This window comes from Streptomyces sparsogenes subsp. cuspidosporus (assembly GCF_039532705.1).
Classification (GTDB): Bacteria; Actinomycetota; Actinomycetes; order Streptomycetales; family Streptomycetaceae; genus Streptomyces; species Streptomyces sparsogenes.
On sequence record NZ_BAAASD010000040.1, the window covers coordinates 73,935 to 92,416 of the forward strand.

Annotated in this window: 17 protein-coding genes; 11 read left to right on the forward strand and 6 right to left on the reverse strand. The window is 72.0% G+C overall.

The genetic code is table 11. From position 1 onward, the window contains the following. The first annotated feature begins 142 nt into the window (after positions 1-142). From ABFY07_RS33520 to ABFY07_RS33530, 3 genes are all read left to right on the forward strand, one after another. The gene (locus ABFY07_RS33520) at positions 143-1,048 is read left to right on the forward strand and encodes a LysR family transcriptional regulator (RefSeq protein WP_346178099.1); all 906 of its coding nucleotides are present in this window, start codon (positions 143-145) and stop codon (positions 1,046-1,048) included. A gap of 94 nt (positions 1,049-1,142) precedes the next feature. After that, on the forward strand, positions 1,143-1,715 hold the full coding sequence (locus ABFY07_RS33525; protein ID WP_346178100.1) for a cysteine dioxygenase family protein: 573 nt from the start codon (positions 1,143-1,145) through the stop codon (positions 1,713-1,715). 46 nt (positions 1,716-1,761) lie between these two features. Further along, entirely contained in the window at positions 1,762-3,030 is a 1,269-nt protein-coding gene (locus ABFY07_RS33530; protein WP_346178101.1) for a YeiH family protein, read from the forward strand. Positions 3,031-3,229: 199 nt separating this feature from the next. On the opposite strand, the gene ABFY07_RS33535 is transcribed toward ABFY07_RS33530, so the two are convergent. Next, complete coding sequence (locus ABFY07_RS33535) at positions 3,230-3,823, reverse strand: hypothetical protein (protein ID WP_346178102.1); 594 nt, start codon at positions 3,821-3,823, stop codon at positions 3,230-3,232. A 269-nt stretch (positions 3,824-4,092) separates the two neighbouring features. Here ABFY07_RS33535 and ABFY07_RS33540 point away from each other — a divergent pair, with 269 nt between their 5' ends. The 6 genes from ABFY07_RS33540 (at position 4,093) to ABFY07_RS33565 (ending at position 10,205) form a co-directional block, all read left to right on the forward strand. Then, complete coding sequence (locus ABFY07_RS33540) at positions 4,093-5,664, forward strand: MFS transporter (RefSeq protein ID WP_346178103.1); 1,572 nt, start codon at positions 4,093-4,095, stop codon at positions 5,662-5,664. Between the two features lie 54 nt (positions 5,665-5,718). Further along, entirely contained in the window at positions 5,719-5,916 is a 198-nt protein-coding gene (locus ABFY07_RS33545) for an Arc family DNA-binding protein (protein WP_065960099.1), read from the forward strand. Then, on the forward strand, positions 5,916-6,296 hold the full coding sequence (locus ABFY07_RS33550; protein ID WP_346178104.1) for a type II toxin-antitoxin system death-on-curing family toxin: 381 nt from the start codon (positions 5,916-5,918) through the stop codon (positions 6,294-6,296). The genes ABFY07_RS33545 and ABFY07_RS33550 overlap by 1 nt, the downstream gene beginning before the upstream one ends. A 105-nt stretch (positions 6,297-6,401) precedes the next feature. Next, entirely contained in the window at positions 6,402-8,201 is a 1,800-nt protein-coding gene (locus tag ABFY07_RS33555; RefSeq protein WP_346178105.1) for a DEAD/DEAH box helicase, read from the forward strand. A 317-nt stretch (positions 8,202-8,518) separates the two neighbouring features. Then, positions 8,519-9,160 carry an IclR family transcriptional regulator gene (locus tag ABFY07_RS33560; protein ID WP_065960080.1) on the forward strand — a complete coding sequence of 214 codons (642 nt, stop codon included), beginning with the start codon at positions 8,519-8,521 and terminating at the stop codon, positions 9,158-9,160. A 256-nt stretch (positions 9,161-9,416) separates the two neighbouring features. Next, the gene (locus ABFY07_RS33565) at positions 9,417-10,205 is read left to right on the forward strand and encodes a S16 family serine protease (protein ID WP_346178106.1); all 789 of its coding nucleotides are present in this window, start codon (positions 9,417-9,419) and stop codon (positions 10,203-10,205) included. Between the two features lie 42 nt (positions 10,206-10,247). On the opposite strand, the gene ABFY07_RS33570 is transcribed toward ABFY07_RS33565, so the two are convergent. The 3 genes from ABFY07_RS33570 to ABFY07_RS33580 form a co-directional block, all read right to left on the reverse strand. Beyond that, complete coding sequence (locus ABFY07_RS33570) at positions 10,248-10,466, reverse strand: hypothetical protein (RefSeq protein ID WP_346178107.1); 219 nt, start codon at positions 10,464-10,466, stop codon at positions 10,248-10,250. 22 nt (positions 10,467-10,488) lie between these two features. Next, positions 10,489-11,085, reverse strand: a complete 597-nt coding sequence (locus ABFY07_RS33575; protein WP_346178108.1) for an ArsR/SmtB family transcription factor — start codon at positions 11,083-11,085, stop codon at positions 10,489-10,491. A gap of 71 nt (positions 11,086-11,156) precedes the next feature. Then, positions 11,157-11,624, reverse strand: coding sequence for an Lrp/AsnC family transcriptional regulator (locus ABFY07_RS33580; RefSeq protein ID WP_346178109.1), 468 nt, complete (start codon positions 11,622-11,624; stop codon positions 11,157-11,159). Positions 11,625-11,772: 148 nt separating this feature from the next. On the opposite strand from ABFY07_RS33580, the gene hppD reads away from it, so the two are divergent. Next, complete coding sequence (hppD, locus tag ABFY07_RS33585; RefSeq protein ID WP_346178110.1) at positions 11,773-12,930, forward strand: 4-hydroxyphenylpyruvate dioxygenase; 1,158 nt, start codon at positions 11,773-11,775, stop codon at positions 12,928-12,930. 444 nt (positions 12,931-13,374) lie between these two features. Then, positions 13,375-14,745 (forward strand): FAD-binding oxidoreductase, encoded by a 1,371-nt coding sequence (locus ABFY07_RS33590; RefSeq protein WP_346178111.1) that lies wholly within the window; start codon positions 13,375-13,377, stop codon positions 14,743-14,745. Here ABFY07_RS33590 and ABFY07_RS33595 read toward each other — a convergent pair whose 3' ends face one another. Next, the gene (locus tag ABFY07_RS33595; RefSeq protein ID WP_346178112.1) at positions 14,746-15,162 is read right to left on the reverse strand and encodes a hypothetical protein; all 417 of its coding nucleotides are present in this window, start codon (positions 15,160-15,162) and stop codon (positions 14,746-14,748) included. Further along, on the reverse strand, positions 15,159-18,482 hold a 3,324-nt coding region (locus ABFY07_RS33600; RefSeq protein WP_346178113.1), incomplete at its 5' end, for an RHS repeat-associated core domain-containing protein. The genes ABFY07_RS33595 and ABFY07_RS33600, both read right to left, overlap by 4 nt.

Sequence of the window (18,482 nt, forward strand, 5' to 3'; positions counted from 1 at the left end):
CAAGTACGCCTTGACAGTTTGAAATTGTCAAGGCGTACTTGCGTGGTGAGTGACGGGGGGTGTTGGTGAGGGAGATGCGGGAGATCCAAAAGCGGTGGAGGGGAGATGTGCCTGGACTCCAAGTTCCGCTTATGATTCGGAGGTGTTCGATTCCCGGCACATCAAGACGTTCCGCGAGGTGATCCGCGCCGGTTCCTACTCCGCGGCCGCCCGTGCCCTCGGCTATACGCAACCGGCGATCACCCAGCAGATGAGGGCGCTCGAGCGGGAGGTCGGCAGCCCCCTCTTCGTCCGCGTCGGCCGCGGCATGCGGCTCACCGAGGCCGGGGAGACCCTGGCCCGCCACGCCGACATCATCCTCGACTCCATCTCCTCCGCCCGGCAGCAGCTGAACGCCATCACCCGGCTGCGCTCCGGCCGGGTGCGCCTCTGCGGCTTCCCCAGTGCCAATGCCACCCTCATCCCCGAGGCGATGGCCCGCCTCGCCGCCGCCCACCCCGGCGTGCGCGTGGAGCTGCTCGAAGGCGAGCCGCCGGAGTCCCTGGCGCGGGTGGCGCGCGGCGAGTGCGACATCACGCTCGCCTTCACCTACCCCGGCCTGCGCGAGGAGGCCCCCGCCGAACTGGTCGAGATCCCCCTCCTCGAAGACCAGCTGACGGTGCTGCTGCCCACCGGCCACCCGCTGGCCCGGCGGCGGGCCGTCAAGCTCGCGGAGCTGAGCGGGGAGCGGTGGATCGCGGGCTGCCTGCGCTGCCGCGCCAACTTCCTGCACGAGTGCGCGGAGCAGGGCTTCGCCCCCGACATCGCCTTCACCAGTGACGACAACCTCGTCGTCCAGAGCATGGTCGCGGCGGGGCTCGGCGTCGCGATGATGCCCGGGCTCGTACTCTCCTTCCTCTGCCACCAGAAGGTCACCGGCCGCGCCCTGGAGCCCGCCTCCCGCCGTCACGTCTCGGCGTACGTGCTGCGGGAGCATCTGCGGGTGCCGGCGACGGAGGTGGTGCTGGAGGAGCTGAAGGCGGTGGCGGCGAACCGGGTCGGGTGCTGAGCGATCGCCGGAGGCGAGACCCATAAGCACCTCTTGAGGTCCGCGAAGAAACCGTCGTTGGACGCGGTGGAAGGGGCGGCAGGACGCTGCGTCCATGACCACTCCGACCGCCTCCGCGCCGCCCATCCTGTACGCCACTCCGCGCGTCAGCGCGTTCGTCGACGAGGTACGCGAGGCCGTCCGGCGTGGCCTGGCGCCGGACCTCACCGCGCATCTGGTGGCCGAGCGCCTCGCCCCCCACCTCGGCGCGCCCGACCTGCTCACGCCGGACCAGCGGCAGGGCGACCCCGAGACCTACCGCCAGCACCTCCTGCACGCCGAACCCGACGGCAGCTTCTCCGTCGTCGCCCTCGTCTGGCTGCCCGGCCAGCGCACCGCCATCCACGACCACGTCTCGTGGTGCGTGGCCGGCGTCCACGAGGGCCAGGAGCGCGAGCGCCGCTACCACCTCGTCCCCGACGGCACCACCTCCCGCCTGGTCGCGGTGGCGGAGGTGACCAACCCGCGCGGCTCGGCCGCCGGCTTCGCGCCGCCCGGAGATATCCACAGGGTGTGGAACGCGGGCGCGGACACGGCGATCTCCATCCACGTCTACGGCGCGGACGTCAGCCGCCTGGGCAGCAGCGTCCGGCGCGTGTACGAGTCCCCGAAGGGCGAGGAGCTGTGACCCCGGAGCCGGCCGCCGACCCGGCCTCTCGCGGATGGGCCGGCCCATGGCGCTGACGGACGCGCGCGGCGGCCGCAACGCCCCCGACGGCACCCCCGGGCCGGCACGTACGTCCGGGACGCCCGGCCCGGCACGTGCGTCCGGGACGCCCGGGCCGGCACGTACGTCCGGGACGCCCGCGCCCTCTGCGCCCGCCGCGTCCGCGCCTCCCGCGTCCGCGCCCACCGCGCCTCCCGCGTCCGCGCCCACCGCGCCTCCCGCGTCCGCGCGCCCGGCGCCCGGCCGCTGGGGGCGGGTCGGCGCGCTTGTGCCCGGGCTGGCGCTCGGGATGCTGGGGGTCGGGGTCGCGTGGGGCGTGCACCTCCTGGTGGGCGGGGTGCCGATGCTGACCGTCGCCGTCGTGCTCGGCGTCGTCGCCGCGCACCTGCCGGGCACGCGCGGGCTCGTACGGGGGTCCGGGCGGGCCGGGCTGTCGTTCGCCGGGAAGCGGCTGATGCGGCTCGGCGTGGTGCTGCTCGGGCTCAAGCTCAGCCTGGACGACGTACTGGGGCTTGGCTGGGCGAGCGTGGCGATGGTGTGCGGCGTGGTCGCGGCCACCTTCTTCGGCACCTGGTGGCTGGGCCGCCGCATGGGCCTGCGCGGCGATCAGCCCCTCCTGATCGCCACCGGCTACGCGATCTGCGGCGCGTCCGCGATCGGCGCCGTCAGCGAGGTCTCGGACAGCGACGAGCGCGACGTGGCGACGTCCGTCGCGCTGGTCACGCTCTGCGGCACGCTCGCCATCGCCGTACTGCCGCTGCTCCAGCACCCGCTCGGCCTCGACGACCCGCGGTTCGGCCGGTGGGTCGGGGCGAGCGTGCACGACGTGGGGCAGGTGGTGGCGGCCGCGCAGACGGCCGGGCCGTCCGCGCTCGGCGAGGCGGTGCTGGTGAAGCTGATGCGGGTGGCACTGCTGGCGCCGCTGGTCGCGGCGGTGGCCGTGTCCGTACGGGCGCGGCGGGCGTCGCGGGCGGGCAGCGCGGCCGGCGGCGGCGAGACCGGCGCGGGCGCGCGGCGGCCGCCGCTCGTGCCGCTGTTCGTCCTCGGCTTCCTGGCCATGGTCGCCCTGCGCAGTACGGACCGGCTGCCGTCCACGGCGCTGGAGACCGCCGCGACCGCCCAGGAGCTGCTCCTCGCCGCCGCCCTCTTCGGCCTCGGCAGCGCGGTGCACCTGCCCTCGCTGGCCCGGACCGGCGGGCGGGTGGCGGCGCTCGGGCTGTGCGCGTGGGTGGTGGTGGCGGGCGTCGGCTACGGCGGGGTGCTGCTCACGACGTAGCGGGTCGGTGCGGTGACGGCCGAGTGGGGCCTGGCTCGCGGCAGCCGGGCCCCATCGCCGTGAGGGCCCCACCGCCGTGAGGGCCCCGCCGCCGTGAGGGCCCCACCTGCGTCCAGGGCCCCACCTGCGTCCAGGGCCCCACCTGCGTCCAGGGCCCCACCGCCGTCAGGGTCGGACCGCCCTCAGGGCCGAACCGCCGTCACGATCCGTAGATCTCCGTCATCTGCGTGATCTTGTTGTTCTTGTCGACCGCGACGTCGTAGAAGTTCTGCCCCCAGCAGTCGCTGGTGTCCGCCTTCGTCTGCCCGCCGTCGTAGCTCTTGCCGTCCGGGTCGGCGCACGTCTTGACGTGGGCGATGCCGCCGTTCTGGGCGGTGAGGGCCTTCTGCCGGGAGTCCTTCTTGCTGATGATCGTCACCTTGGTGGCGCCCGAGGCGACGGAGTACGTGTTCAGCTGCCCGATGGGCTGGTAGGACGCCCCCGCCTGCGACTTCGGGTCGCAGTGCATCCTGGCGTCCTTGGCGATGATGTTGTTCATCGCGCCCTCGACGTTGTTGACCCAGATGATCTTGTGTCCCGTGCCGATCGTGGGACAGTCGCCGGTGGTCTTCTTCGCCTTCTTGGTCTTCTTGCCGTTCTCCTTGCCGACCTTCTTCGTGGAGTGGCCGGCCGAGGCGCTGGACCCGCGCTTGGAGCCGGTGGAGCCGGTGTCCTTGGGACCGCAGGCGGTGAGGGTGAGGGCCGCGGAGACGAGCACGGCGGTGGCGAAAAACGAACGGTTGAAGGACAACATTTCCCCCGATGGTGCGGGCCTGGACGTCGGTGACCAGGCTGGGTAGCAAGAGTGAGGCCGTACGTCGCTCGTCATGCGGTATGCCGACCTGGCCGAAAGCTTAGGGGCGTGAGCATGACGATTTGCTCGTTGCTTACCGAATACTGAGAGAGCGGTTTCCAACCTGTGACGATGATCGCGCGCGGCGTGTCGGTCCTAGGACAGAGGGCGGAAGGGATCTCCGTCCCCCGCCAGGTGTCACTCCCCGAAACGCCTCTTACGCTGGCGTAATGACCGCTCTCGACCCGCGCGACACCGACGTCGCGGACAGTCCCCTCGCACCCCTCGCACCCCCCGCCCCCGTCACCCCGCCGGCTGCCGGCCTCGACGGCGGCCCCGCCGGTGATCTCGACGGCGGCCTCTCCGGTGATCTTGACGGCGGCGAAGGCGACGGCGACGACGGCGGCTCCGTGCTCGGCCGGCGCTACCGCGCCCTCACCCTCGGCATCGTGTCCGTCGTCTCCCTCATCGCGTTCGAGGCGAGCGCGGTCAACACGGCCATGCCGGTCGCGGCCCGCGCCCTCGACGGGGTCGAGCTGTACGCGTACGCGTTCTCCGCGTACTTCACCGCCAGCCTGTTCGCGATGGCGCTGTCGGGCGAGTGGTGCGACCGCCGGGGGCCGCTCGTGCCGCTGTTCACCGGGATCGCGGCGTTCGGGGCGGGCCTGGTGGTCTCCGGCTCGGCGCAGAACATGTGGACGTTCGTGGGCGGTCGCGCCGTGCAGGGGATCGGCGGCGGGCTGGTGATCGTCTCGCTGTATGTGCTGGTCGGCCGCGCCTATCCGCAGCGGCTGCAGCCCGCCGTGCTGGCGTCCTTCTCCGCCGCCTGGGTGCTGCCGGTGATCGTCGGCCCGCTGGTCGCCGGGACGGTCACCGAGCGGGCCGGGTGGCGCTGGGTCTTCCTGTCCATCCCGGTGCTGATCCTGCTGCCGCTCGCGGTGATGCTCCCCGCCCTGCGCAAGGTCGAGCGGGGCCGGACCTCCCCGGCCATGAACCGCCGCCGCATCCTCCTCGCGCTGGCGGTCGCGTCCGGCGCCGGGCTGCTGCAGTACGCGGGCCAGGACCTGGCCTGGATCTCCCTGGTCCCCGCCGCGGCCGGGCTCGCGCTGCTCGTCCCGTGCGTCCTGCGGCTGCTGCCGCGGGGCACCTTCCGGGCCGCACGCGGGCTGCCGTCCGTGGTGCTGCTGCGCGGCATCGCGGCGGGCTCCTTCCTGGGTGCCGAGAGCTTCGTACCGCTGATGCTGGTCACCGAGCGCGGCCTGTCCGCGACCGCGGCCGGGCTCTCGCTCACCGGCGGCGGGCTGACCTGGGCGCTCGGTTCGTACACCCAGAGCCGACCGCGCCTGGAGCCCTACCGCGAGCGGCTGATGTCGGCGGGCATGGTGCTGATGGCGACGGCCATCGCCCTGGTGCCGCTCGCCCTCCTCGACTCCGTCCCGGCGTGGGTGGTCGCCGTGGCGTGGGTGATCGGCGGCTACGGGATGGGGCTGGTGATCTCCAGCGGCAGCGTGCTGCTGCTCAAGCTCTCCGGCCCGGACGAGGCGGGCAGCAACTCCGCCTCCCTCCAGGTCTCCGACGCGCTCGGCAACATCACGCTGGTGGGGCTGAGCGGGGTCCTGTTCGTCGCCTTCGGCGGCGGCTCGGTCGCGGCGGGCCACGCGGGGGCGGAGGCCGCGGGGTCCGCCTCGGCGGGGACGGGGCACGCGGGGGCGTTCGCGGCGGTGTACGTGGCGATGGCGGCGGTGGCGCTGGTGGGGGCGGCGGTGACGGCGCGGCTGCGGCCTGTCACGGAAAAGTCTTAGTACCGGGCGGTACCACGCTTAGTACCGGGCGGTACCACGCGGTACCATCGGCGCATGGGTGCCTTGAATGTGAGATTCACCGACGAAGAGCTGGACGCGCTGCGGCGCCGCGCCGAGCAGGAGGGCCGCAGCATGCAGTCCTTCGCCCACGACGCCGTCATCGCGGCGATCAACGAGCACTCCCGCCTGTTCAACGAGGCCGCGGCCCATGTGCTCAAGGTGAGCGAAGAGCTGAACCGGAGGCTCGCCTGATGCACTACCTCACGCTTCCCGAGCTGCTGAACCTCGCCGAGCGGCTTGGGGAGAGCGAAGTGCGCGACTACGGCCTGCTGGAGTCGGCCCTGGCCCGGCCGCAGGCCAGCGTCTTCGGGCAGGACGCCTACCCGGACGTCTGGCAGAAGGCCGCCGCGCTCATGGAGTCGCTGGCCCGCAACCACGCCCTCGTGGACGGCAACAAGCGCCTCTCCTGGTACGCCACCTGGGTCTTCCTCCACATCAACGGTCATCCGCTCAGCGCGGACTTCGATGTCGACGAGGCGGAGAGATTCGTCCTGTCCGTCTGCCAGGGTGAACTGGACGTACCGAAGATCGCGGAGGGGCTGGCCCGGTTCACGGGGCCCGGTGTGAGCTGAATCCCACCTCCGGGTGGTCCGGGGGCGTAGCCCCCAAGCGTGAAGGACGGCACCGGTAGGCTGACGCGGTCCTCGAACCCCCGCCGATCCAGCCCGACGGAGACCGTGACTACTACCGCCTCCTCCACCACCAGCCATCACCTGTCGCCCGCCTTCCCCGGCCGCGCCCCCTGGGGCACCGCGAGCAAGCTGCGCGCCTGGCAGCAGGGCGCGATGGAGAAGTACATCCAGGAGCAGCCCCGCGACTTCCTCGCGGTCGCCACGCCCGGCGCCGGCAAGACCACCTTCGCGCTGACGCTCGCCTCCTGGCTGCTGCACCACCACGTCGTGCAGCAGGTGACGGTCGTGGCGCCGACCGAGCACCTGAAGAAGCAGTGGGCGGAGGCCGCGGCCCGGATAGGGATCAAGCTGGACCCGGAGTACAGCGCCGGGCCCCTCGGGCGGGAGTACCACGGCGTCGCCGTCACCTACGCGGGCGTCGGCGTGCGGCCGATGCTCCACCGCAACCGCTGCGAGCAGCGCAAGACGCTGGTCATCCTGGACGAGATCCACCACGCCGGCGACTCCAAGTCGTGGGGCGAGGCCTGCCTGGAGGCGTTCGAGCCGGCGACCCGGCGGCTCGCGCTGACCGGCACGCCCTTCCGGTCCGACACCAACCCGATCCCCTTCGTCACCTACGAGGAGGGGAACGACGGCATCCGGCGGTCGGCCGCCGACTACACGTACGGATACGGCAGCGCCCTGAACGACGGCGTCGTCCGGCCGGTGATCTTCCTCTCCTACAGCGGCAACATGCGCTGGCGGACCAAGGCGGGCGACGAGCTGGAGGCCCGGCTGGGCGAGCCGATGACCAAGGACGCCGTCTCGCAGGCCTGGCGCACCGCGCTCGACCCGCGCGGCGACTGGATGCCCAATGTGCTGCGCGCCGCCGACCAGCGGCTCACCGAGGTCCGCAAGTCCATCCCGGACGCGGGCGCGCTCGTCATCGCGACCGACCAGGACTCGGCGCGCGCGTACGCCAAGCTGATCCGCGAGATCACCGGCACCAAGGCCACCGTCGTGCTGTCCGACGACTCCGGGGCCTCCCAGCGCATCGAGGACTTCAGCCACTCCGACGACCGCTGGATGGTCGCGGTGCGGATGGTGTCGGAGGGCGTGGACGTGCCGCGCCTGGCCGTCGGCGTCTACGCGACCACCATCTCCACCCCGCTGTTCTTCGCGCAGGCCGTCGGCCGTTTCGTACGGTCCCGGCGGCGCGGCGAGACGGCCTCCGTCTTCCTGCCCACCATCCCCATGCTGCTCGGCTTCGCGAACGAGATGGAGGTCGAGCGCGACCACGTCCTCGACAAGCCCAAGAAGGAGGGCGAGGAGGAGAATCCGTACGCCGAGGAGGAGAAGCTCCTCCAGGAGGCCGAGAAGCAGCAGGACGAGGACACCGGCGAGCAGGACATGCTGCCCTTCGAGGCGCTGGAGTCGGATGCGGTCTTCGACCGGGTGCTCTACGACGGCGCCGAGTTCGGCATGCAGGCCCACCCGGGCAGCGAGGAGGAGCAGGACTACCTCGGCATCCCCGGGCTGCTGGAGCCCGACCAGGTGCAACTGCTGCTCCAGCGGCGGCAGGCGCGGCAGATCGCGCACAGCCGCAAGAAGCCGGACACGGAGGCCGACCTGCTGGAACTCCCGGCGGAGCGGCGGCCGGTGGTCACCCACAAGGAGCTGCTCGAGCTGCGCAAGGAGCTCAACTCCCTGGTGGGGGCGTACGTTCACCAGAGCGGCAAGCCCCACGGGGTGATCCACACCGAGCTGCGCCGGGTGTGCGGCGGGCCGCCGAGCGCGGAGGCGACGGCCGGGCAGATCCGGGAGCGGATCAAGAAGGTCCGGGAGTGGGCCACGCGGATGCGGTGACCGGGCCATGGGTGGCCGCGCGGGTGGGGTACCGCGAGGTGACGAGGCCATGGGCGGCCGTGTAGAGGAGGCGACCAGGCGATGGGGCGGCCGTGCGGAGGAGGCGACCAGGAAGTTCCGCTCGGATTATGGACAAACTCTTCCGCTGAGCGGACCGGCTCGCTACCGTTCCGGCCAACGCACACGCCCCGTGGCAGCGCCGCCGCGGAGCGCGGCCGGTGCGTGCGACCACGACCGGCGGCCTCTTGGCGCGCCGCCGTCGGGACCGGCGGCGCCCTCCTCGAAGAGCCGCCACTCATGACGGAGGAGGGGGCGTCGTGACCGCGGAGACCTCCCAGACGCTCGACCGGGGACTACGCGTCCTCAAACTGCTGGCCGACACCGACCACGGGCTGACCGTGACCGAGCTGTCCAACAAGCTCGGCGTCAACCGTACGGTGGTCTACCGCCTGCTGGCCACGCTCGAGCAGCACTCCCTCGTACGCCGTGACATCGGCGGCCGCGCACGGGTCGGGCTCGGCGTGCTGCAACTCGGCCGCCAGGTGCACCCGCTGCTGCGGGAGGCGGCCCTGCCCGCGCTGCGCGCCCTCGCCGACGACCTCGGCGCCACCGCGCACCTCACCCTGGTCGACGGCACGGAGGCGCTCGCGGTCGCGGTCGTCGAACCGACCTGGACCGACTACCACGTCGCCTACCGGGCCGGCTTCCGACACCCGCTGGACCGCGGCGCCGCGGGCCGGGCGATCCTGGCCGCCCGCTCGGGCCACGCCAACGACCCCGGCTACGTCCTCACCCACGGTGAGCTGGAAGCGGGCGCGAGCGGCGCCGCCGCGCCGCTGACCGGGGTCACCGGGATCGAGGGCAGCGTGGGCGTGGTGATGCTCTGCGACGCGGTGCCTGAGCGGGTGGGCCCGCGCGTGATGGACGCGGCCCGCGAGGTCGCGGACGCCCTGCGCTGAGACCTCCTGGCGCGGGGCTTCGCGTGGGCGGCGTCCGCGGGCGGCCCGCCGCGCGATCGGTCCCGCGCGGGGCTTCGCGTGAGCGGCGTGCGCGGGTGGCCCGCATCGCGGTCGGCCCCCGCAGTCGGTCTCGCGCGGGGGCCTCGCGCGGGTGGTCTGCGCGCGGGGCGTCGCCGGCGCGCGACGGCGCTTGCGGCCGGAGCCCCGGCGCGGGGTGGCGCGCTTCGGGCCCCGGCGGTCAACTAGATTCACATCCATGCCTGCCGTCTCCCCGCGCGCCCGGATCCTTGCGATCTGCTCCGCGCCCGTCCTCGCCCTCCTCGCGGTCGCCGCCTTCGCCCCGCTGCCCTTCTCGGTGGCCGAGCCGGGCTCGACCGTGAACGTCCTCGGCTCCCACCAGGGCGGGCCGGTGATCAGCATCTCCAAGGCGAAGCCCCGCAAGACCACCGGGCAGCTGAGGATGACGACGATCGTGGCGACCGGACCGGACGCCACGGTCCGGCTGAAGGACGTCATCGGCGGCTGGTTCGACACCGACCGCGCCGTGATGCCGCGCGACTCCGTCTACCCCGTCGGCAACACGACCAAGGAGATCGAGGCGCACAACGTCAAGGAGATGCGGGAGTCCCAGAACAGCGCCACCAGCGCCGCGCTCGGCTATCTCCACCGCTCCCCCCGCGAGGTCCAGGTCAAGCTGAGCCTCGCGGACGTGGGCGGCCCGAGCGCCGGGCTGCTCTTCTCCCTGGGCATCGTCGACAAGCTCGACGGCGACGGCCGTGGCGGCGACCTCACCGGCGGCCGCACCATCGCGGGCACCGGCACGATCACGGCCGACGGCAAGGTGGGCGCGGTGGGCGGGGTCCCGCTGAAGACCCAGGCCGCCAGGCGGGACGGCGCGACGGTCTTCCTGGTCCCCAAGGAGGAGTGCTCGGACGCCAAGGCCGAACTTCCCAAGGGGCTGCGGCTGATCCCCGTCACCACGCTCAGGGGCGCGGTGAAAGCGCTGGTGGCACTGAAGTCGGGCGGCACGGTGCCGCACTGCTGAGCGGGTTTCCCCCCGGTTGAACGGCTGTCCTCGGTCCCTCGGTCACAGCCGGGCCGCGAGGCCCGGCCGTGGCGCCGGCCGGGGGCGGGGGGTCGCGAGGCGCAGGCCCACCTCGACCAGCGTCCAGCCGAGACGGCTGCGCAGCCGGCGGGCGCGGCGGGCCGCGTGGGGCGAGCGGGCCGGGCGGGCGCGCGGGGCCTCGTGGCGCAGCCGCTCGGCCCGGATGCGGTGCAGCCGCAGATGGATGTCGTCGCCGTACATGGTGTGTTCCCCCAGGGGTCGGTCAGTCCTTGTTGCGCGGGAAACCGTGCAGATGGATACGGAAGGGGGCCGAGCCCTCGGTGCTCTTGTCGACTTCCATCTCGCGGTAGCTCTCGATCAGCTCCTGCACCTTGTCGCGCAGCTCGGCGGCGAGTTCAGGGGTGAGACGCATGGACCAGTCGCTGATGTCCCAGGCGCGGCGCCACTCCTCGGGCCACTCCTGCCAGGTGCCGAGCCAGGTGGACAGCTCCTGGCTGTGGATGGTGGCCCACTCGTGCAGCAGCGTGCTCATCGCGCCCCGCAGGGACGGGTCCGCGCCGTGCAGCATCTCCTCGGCGCCCACGTGCGTGGCGCGCTGCGCCGCCTTCCACCACCGCTCGCGCCCCTTGCCGCGCTCCGGGTCGTCGACGACGAAGCCATGCGCGGCCAGTTGTCGCAGGTGGTAGCTGGTGGCGCCGCTGGACTCGCCGAGCCGGTCGGCGAGTTGGGAGGCGGTGGCCGGGCCGTATTCGCGCAGCGCGCCGAGCAGGCGTATCCGTAGCGGGTGCGCGAGTCCGCGTAGGGAGCGGGGGTCGAGCACCCGCACGTCGTCGGGCAGCGGCTTCTCTTTCTCGGCCATGGACGGCAGCCTAATGATGCAAAGACTCCGTTGCAAGGGAGTCTTTGCAACCGAATCTTTGCGTCGCGAGATCAGTCCTCCGCCGCCTGCTTGACCAGCGGAATCATCCGCAGCGGCACCGGGTTCTCCATCACGATCGTCGTCGAGGCCCGCACGATGCCCTCGAAGCCCACCACCCGGTCGATCACCCGCTGGAGATCGGCGTTGGAGCGGGCGACCAGGCGGCAGAGCATGTCGCCGTGGCCGGTGGTGGTGTGCAGCTCCAGCACCTCGGGGACGCCGGCCAGATGGCTGCGGACGTCCGGCCCCTGGCCCTGCTTGATCTCCAGGGTCGCGAACGCGGTGACCGGATAGCCGATCGCCGCCGGGTCCACCTCGGGCCCGAACCCCCGGATCACCCCCTGGGTCAGCAGCCGGTCCAGCCGCGCCTGCGCCGTGCCGCGCGCGACGCCGAGCCGGCGCGACGCCTCCAGCACACCGATCCGGGGCTCCTCGGCGAGCAGTTCGATCAGTCGGGCGTCGAGTCGGTCGATCCCCAAGGCGGCCTCCGGTGCGAGTGCTGTGCGAGTGCTGTGAGAGTGGTCACTGTGTACAGAATGCTCGACGGAATGCCGGAACGGCTAGGCAGGTTGCCCAGCAAATCAGCGAACTGTTGCGCATCCTGAGCCATGGGGTCACGGTGAAGACATGACTGAGACCCTGGATCACACCCTGGCCGTGACGGGAGAAGGCGCGCGTCGGGCGGACCCCTTCCCGGTGAAGGGGATGGACGCGGTCGTCTTCGCCGTCGGCAATGCCAAGCAGGCCGCGCACTACTACTCCACCGCGTTCGGCATGAAGCTCGTCGCCTACGCGGGGCCCGAGAACGGCTGCCGGGAGACCGCGAGCTATGTGCTCGTCTCCGGCGGCGCCCGCTTCGTGTTCACCTCCGTCATCAAGCCCGCCACCGCCTGGGGATCCTTCCTCGCCGAGCACGTCGCCGCCCACGGCGACGGCGTCATCGACCTGGCCATCGAGGTGCCGGACGCCCGGGCCGCGTACGACTACGCCACCAGCCACGGCGCCACCGGCATCGAGGAGCCGCACGAGGTCAAGGACGAGCACGGCACGGTGGTGCTCGCCTCCATCGCCACGTACGGCGACACCCGCCACACCCTGGTCGACCGCTCCGGCTACAGCGGTCCCTACCTCCCCGGCTTCGCGCCCGCCGACCCGCTGGTCGAGCCGCCCGCCACCAGGAACTTCCAGGCCATCGACCACTGCGTCGGCAACGTCGAGCTGGGCCGGATGAACGAGTGGGTGACCTTCTACAACGACGTCATGGGCTTCACCAACATGAAGGAGTTCGTGGGCGACGACATCGCCACCGAGTACTCCGCCCTGATGTCGAAGGTCGTCGCGGACGGCACCCGGAAGGTGAAGTTCCCGCTCAACGAGCCCGCCGTCGCCAAGAAGAAGTCCCAGATCGACGAGTACCTGGAGTTCTACGGCGGCCCCGGCGTCCAGCACATCGCGCTCGCCACGAACGACATCGTCGCCACCGTACGGGCCATGCGCGCGGCCGGTGTCCGCTTCCTGGACACCCCCGACTCGTACTACGACACGCTCGGCGAGTGGGTCGGCGAGACGCGGGTGCCCCTGGACACGCTGCGCGAGCTGAAGATCCTCGCCGACCGCGACGAGGACGGCTATCTGCTGCAGATCTTCACCAAGCCGGTGCAGGACCGGCCGACCGTCTTCTTCGAACTGATCGAGCGGCACGGCTCGATGGGCTTCGGGAAGGGCAACTTCAAGGCGCTGTTCGAGGCGATCGAGCGCGAGCAGGCCAGGCGCGGCAACCTCTGACCGCCGCCCCACCCCCAGCCCCCTTGCGTGCCCCTTGCGAGAAAGTACGAACTAAAGCTGTTACGAACTTCGGACCGTCTACACTCGGCGCGTTGCTATCCATTACAACGCCGTGTGGTGTATGGGGAGTTGTTGGGGTTCGAATGGCGCAAGACGTGCAAGGCATCTATGCGAAGGGGCGTCTGACCAGGAATAAGTTCGCCCTGGCAGGAGGAAAGGCGGCCGCGTCGGGGGCGTTGGGAGTGCTTGCCGTCCCCGCGCCCGACGCGGCCGGGGGCGAGGCACCCCCCATCGAGGGCGACCCCCGGGAGCTGCCCGCCCTGACGCCTCAGGAACAGCCGTAGCCCGGCACACCCGCCCCCGGGCTTCGCCGGGCAGGTCCACGGCAGGTCGCCCGGCTACGCCGATCTTCCCTCCCGGACCGCCGGGTGCGAATCTGGAGCCATGGCTGACCTGATCGAAACGCTGCGGGAGGGCCTCCCCTCCGAGGCCGTCGTGACCGACCCCGACGTCATGGGCTCGTACGCCAACGACATGGCGAGCTTCTGCGAGGCGGGCACCCCGGCCGTCGTCGTCCTCCCGCGCAGCGTCGAGCAGGTGCAGCACGTGATGCGCACCGCGACCCGACTGCGCGTCCCGGTCGTCCCGCAGGGCGCTCGTACGGGCCTGTCGGGGGCCGCCAACGCGTCCGACGGCTGCATCGTCCTCTCCCTCGTGAAGATGGACCGGATCCTGGAGATCAACCCGGTGGACCGGATCGCGGTCGTGGAGCCGGGCGTGGTCAACGCCGTCCTGTCGCGCGCCGTCATGGAGCGCGGCCTGTACTACCCGCCGGACCCCTCCAGTTGGGAGCAGTGCACCATCGGCGGCAACATCGGCACCGCCTCCGGAGGCCTGTGCTGCGTGAAGTACGGCGTCACCGCCGAATACGTGCTCGGCCTGGACGTCGTCCTCGCCGACGGCCGCCTGCTGAAGACCGGCCGCCGCACCGCCAAGGGCGTCGCCGGCTACGACCTGACCCGGCTGTTCGTCGGCTCCGAGGGCAGCCTCGGCATCGTCGTCCGCGCCGTGCTCGCCCTCAAGCCCGCCCCGCCCGAGCAGCTCGTCCTCGCCGCCGAGTTCCCCTCCACGGCGGCCGCCAGCGACGCCATCTGCCAGATCATGGAGCGCGGACACACCCCCTCGCTGCTCGAACTCATGGACCGCACCAGTGTCCACGCGGTCAACGCCCTGGCCAACATGGGCCTCCCGGACACCACCGAAGCCCTCCTCCTGGCCGCCTTCGACACCCCCGACCCGGCAGCCGACCTCGCCGCCGTCGGCGAGCTGTGCACCGCCGCCGGAGCCACCGAGGTCGTCCCGGCCGAGGACGCCGCCGAGTCCGATCTGCTGCTCCAGGCCCGCCGGCTGACCCTCCCGGCCCTGGAGGCGGTCAAGGGCGTCACGATGATCGACGACGTCTGCGTCCCGCGCTCCCGGCTCGCCGCGATGATCGACGGGACCGCCGCGATCGCCGAGAAGTACGGCCTGACCATCGGCGTCGTCGCCCACGCCGGCGACGGCAACACCCACCCCACCGTCTGCTTCGACGCCTCGGACCCGGACGAGTCACGGCGCGCGCGGGAGTCCTTCGACGAGATCATGGCGCTGGGCCTCGAACTGGGCGGCACGATCACGGGGGAGCACGGGGTGGGGGTCCTCAAGCGCGAATGGCTGGCCCGGGAACTCGGCCCGGTGGGCGTGGAGATGCAGCGGGGCATCAAGCAGGTCTTCGACCCGCTGGGCCTGCTGAACCCGGGCAAGCTCTTCGCGTGATCACTTCTTGTCGCGGTTTCTTGTGCCCCGGTACGCCTCCCACGCCAGCCAGTGGAGGAGCTGATCTCTGACCTTCGCCTTGGCCGGAGACAGTGAGTTGAAGTCCGCTTCAGCGATGTCGAGCCTGGCGAAGTCGCATCGCGGCCTCTCTCCGACCGGCAAGTCCATGGCGTGAGGAAAGGCCGCGATGAGGCAGATCCAGCTCTTGACGGGTGTGGGCTCCGGCAGATAGGGGACCACCACAAAGGTTTCCCCGGCTTCCAGGTCGAGGCCGACCCCCTTCCTGCTGAAGCCACTCGTCCGCGCCGTCGCCACCAGCTCCAGCATCCGGGAACGCGACGCCATCCTGACGGCGGCGGGGACGGGCCAGCCGAAATACGACTGGACTCGGCTGGATCTCCTCAGCCAGTTCCTCATGGGACAACCCAAACCTCTGTGTCGGGGGTGATGCCTGGAGAGTACGGGTCGTGCATGCGATCCAGGGCCTCGCCGATGCGGTGGTTTCCGTTGACCACTTCTCCGTTGTCCAGGACGACACTGCCGCCCAGCTCGTCCGGGTTGTTGATCGACTCCAGGAGGCGTTCGTCGTCCATCCCGCGTATGGCGGCGAGCTTCTCCGGGTCTCCGCGATCCGGCAATCTGACGTCCTCCAGGTCGCCGAGCCGCATCGGCACCCGCTTGGCCCGCATGGCAGCGTCGGCCAGTTCCGCCGACGATTGGTTGGTGGTGAAGAGATTCCCGAGGAATCTCCCGACTCGTGAGCGGGGTTTGCCCTCCGGGCATCCTTGAAGCCCCAGGGGATCGGACCAGGTGTGGGGGTTGTGGACGTAGGTGGCGGGGTTGGGGGCGGGGGCCAGGCCCAGGGGGTCGGGGGTGAGGTAGCGGGCGGTTTCGGGGTCGTAGTAGCGGTGGTGGTTGTAGTGGAGGCCGGTTTCCGGGTCGTCGTACTGGCCGGGGAAGCGGAGCGGCGTGTACGTGGTGCTGTCGGCGGCCCAGGTGGTGGTGCCCCACAGGGTGGTGCGGGCCTCCCACGCGATGTCGCCGGTCTCGTCGACGAGATGGGTGGGGGTGCCGATGAGGTCGGTGACGATGGCGAAGAAGCGCTGGTCGATCTCGCGCTGGGTGGCGGTGTCGGTGGTGCGCTCGGTCTGGGCCACGGAGTGGCGGCCCTGGTGGTCCCAGGTCAGGGTGGTGGGGTGGGGGAGGCCGGGTGTGGTGGTGGTCTGCTCGATGAGGGTGGGACCGTCCCAGGTGAAGTCGGTCTGCTCGACGACCGTTTCGCCGCCGTCGGCGAGGCGTTGTTTGGCGGTGCGGCGGCCGAGGGGGTCGTACAGGTAGCGCCACACCGTGCCGTCGGGGGTGGTGACGGTGGTGAGGCGGTCCTCGGCGTCCCAGGTGTAGCGCCAGGTGTCGGGCTTACGGGAGAGGCGGGGCTTCTGGCGGAGGGTGAGCCGGCCTGCGCCGTCGTGTTCGTAGCGGACGCGCCCGGCGCGGGTGATGCGGGTGCCGGTGTACGCACGGTCTCCCGTGGCGTCGGCGTGGGCGTGGGCGTCGGCGTGGGGGCAGGGGTGTGGCTCGGGCCAGGTGGCGTGGGTCTGGTTGCCGGCCTCGTCGTAGGCGTAGGTCTCGGTCCAGCGCCGGGCGTGGACGGCGGTGACGCGGCCCGCCGTGTCGAGGGTGAAGGTCCGGGGGCCTGTGTGGTGGTCGTCGATGCCGGTGAGGTGGCCGTCGGGACGGTAGGTGTACGTGCGGTGGTGGAGCGGGCCGGCGGCCGCCGGGTCGGTGCGGGCGTGGTCGGTGAGGGTGTGGTCGGTGAGGGTCTGGGCGGTGAGCCGGCCGAGGGGGTCCCAGGCGGTGGCGAGGGTGAGGGTGTCGTCGATGTGGCGGGTGGTCTCGCGGCCCGTGGCGTCGTGGTCGAAGGCCAGGGTGTGGCCGGAGGCGGTGAGGGTGGTGCGGTTGCCCGCCGGGTCGTAGGCGTAGGTGGTGGTGGCGCCCGTGGGGGTGGTGCGGCGCACCCGGCGGCCCAGCGCGTCGTAGGCGTGGGTGAGGACCCGGTCGCCCACCACTTCGGACTTGACGCGGCCCATGCGGTCGCGGTGGTAGGCCACCTCGACGTCGGGTCCGGTGGCGGTGGCCAGGTGTCCGGCGGGGTCGTAGGTGAAGGTGGTGGTCGGGCCGTCGGCGGTCTTGCGGACCGTGCGGCCCAGCGCGTCGCGCTCGTAGTGGATGGTCTGGCCGAGCGGGTTGGTGCGGGCGGTGAGCCGTCCGGCCGCGTCGTGGGCGTAGGTGTGGGTGCGGCCGTCGAAGTCGGTCTCGGCCACCAGGCGGCCCGCCGGATCGTATTCGTAGGACCAGGTCAGCCCCTGGGGGTTGGTGACCTGGGTCAGCCGCAGCGCGCTGTCGTGGGTGAACTCGTAGCGCACCCCGTCCGGACCGGTGCGGGCCACCGGCAGGTCGAAGTGGGTGTACTCGCAACGGGTGGTGGCGCCGCCCGGGTCGGTGTGGCTGGTGCAGTTGCCCTCGCCGTCGTACGTCCACGACTCCCGGCTGCCGTCCGGGTGGGTACGGGTGGCGAGCTTGCCCTCCACCGTCCACTCCAGCCGGGTGGTGCGGCCGAGCGGATCGGTGATGGTGATCGGGCGGCCGAAGGGGTCGCGCTCGTAGCGGGTGGTGGCGCCCAGCGGGTCGGTGATCTCGACGGGCAGGCCCGCCGCGTCACAGCGCACATGGGTGGTGGCGCCCAGCGCGTCGGTGACGGCGGCCAGATGGCCCCGGGCGTCATAGGCGTGGCGGGTGGTGTGACCCGCCGGGTCGGTCAGGGCGGTGCGGCGGCCCGCCTCGTCGTAGGTCTGCCGCCAGGTGGCGCCGTCCGCGCCGGTCAGGGTGAGGGGCAGGCCTAGCGCGTCGTACGTGGCGGTGGCCCGGCGGCCGTCCGGGCGGGTGACGGCGATGAGGCGTCCGGCCTCGTCGTAGGTGTGGGTGGTGGTGTGGCCGAGGGCATCGGTGCGGGTCAGCGGCCGGTGGTGGCGGTCGTAGGTGGTGCGGGTGGTGTGGCCCAGCGGGTCGGTCTCGGCGACGACCTGACAGAGGCCGTTGACCAGGTAGCGCGTGGTGTGGCCGTCGGGGGTGGTGACGGTCGTGATCCGGTGGCCGGTGGCCTGGTCGACGCGGTCGTAGTCCAGCCGCACCGAGACGTGGCCCGCCTCGCCGCCCTCGGCGATGCAGCGGTCGCGGTTGTCGTAGACGTAGTCGTAGCGGCGCTGGTTGGTGTCGGTCCAGGAGATGACCCGGCGCTCGTCGTCGTACTCGAACCGCAGCGGCAGGCCGGAGAAGTTGACGACCTCCGTCAGGTCGCCGTCGGTGTAGCCGTAGCGGACGATCTCCTGGTCGGAGCCGTCGGGCGCGCCACCGGCCAGGTGCAGGGCGGTGATCCGGCCGTCCTGGGTGGTCAGCTTCAGGTGGTAGCCGCCGGAGTGGACGAGGGCGGCGGGCGCTCCGTCGGCGTCGTACTCGAAGGCGATGACGTGGCCCGAGCGGTCGGATATCCGCGCCGGCCGCGCGACCCCGTCGCCTCCGCCCCGTGGTCCGGTGAAGTGGCGGGTGTGTCCGGTGGCGGGGTCGGTGAGGGTGTAGTCGCCGTCGGGGTCCCGTTCCAGCGGCCACCTGGGGCCCGCTTCGGGGAGGGTGGGCAGACCGGGGGCCGGGTGCGGATAGGACAGCAGCAGCCCGTCCTCGCT

Excerpts from the sequence above, each read along its gene's own strand:
- ABFY07_RS33530 (WP_346178101.1), top strand. The coding sequence starts at position 1,762 with ATGGCGCTGACGGACGCGCGCGGCGGCCGCAACGCCCCCGACGGCACC.
- ABFY07_RS33570 (WP_346178107.1), bottom strand. The coding sequence starts at position 10,466 with ATGTACGGCGACGACATCCATCTGCGGCTGCACCGCATCCGGGCCGAG.
- ABFY07_RS33525 (WP_346178100.1), top strand. The coding sequence starts at position 1,143 with ATGACCACTCCGACCGCCTCCGCGCCGCCCATCCTGTACGCCACTCCG.
- hppD (WP_346178110.1), top strand. The coding sequence starts at position 11,773 with ATGACTGAGACCCTGGATCACACCCTGGCCGTGACGGGAGAAGGCGCG.
- ABFY07_RS33545 (WP_065960099.1), top strand. The coding sequence starts at position 5,719 with ATGGGTGCCTTGAATGTGAGATTCACCGACGAAGAGCTGGACGCGCTG.
- ABFY07_RS33575 (WP_346178108.1), bottom strand. The coding sequence starts at position 11,085 with ATGGCCGAGAAAGAGAAGCCGCTGCCCGACGACGTGCGGGTGCTCGAC.
- ABFY07_RS33590 (WP_346178111.1), top strand. The coding sequence starts at position 13,375 with ATGGCTGACCTGATCGAAACGCTGCGGGAGGGCCTCCCCTCCGAGGCC.
- ABFY07_RS33550 (WP_346178104.1), top strand. The coding sequence starts at position 5,916 with ATGCACTACCTCACGCTTCCCGAGCTGCTGAACCTCGCCGAGCGGCTT.
- ABFY07_RS33595 (WP_346178112.1), bottom strand. The coding sequence starts at position 15,162 with ATGAGGAACTGGCTGAGGAGATCCAGCCGAGTCCAGTCGTATTTCGGC.
- ABFY07_RS33540 (WP_346178103.1), top strand. The coding sequence starts at position 4,093 with ATGACCGCTCTCGACCCGCGCGACACCGACGTCGCGGACAGTCCCCTC.
- ABFY07_RS33535 (WP_346178102.1), bottom strand. The coding sequence starts at position 3,823 with ATGTTGTCCTTCAACCGTTCGTTTTTCGCCACCGCCGTGCTCGTCTCC.
- ABFY07_RS33565 (WP_346178106.1), top strand. The coding sequence starts at position 9,417 with ATGCCTGCCGTCTCCCCGCGCGCCCGGATCCTTGCGATCTGCTCCGCG.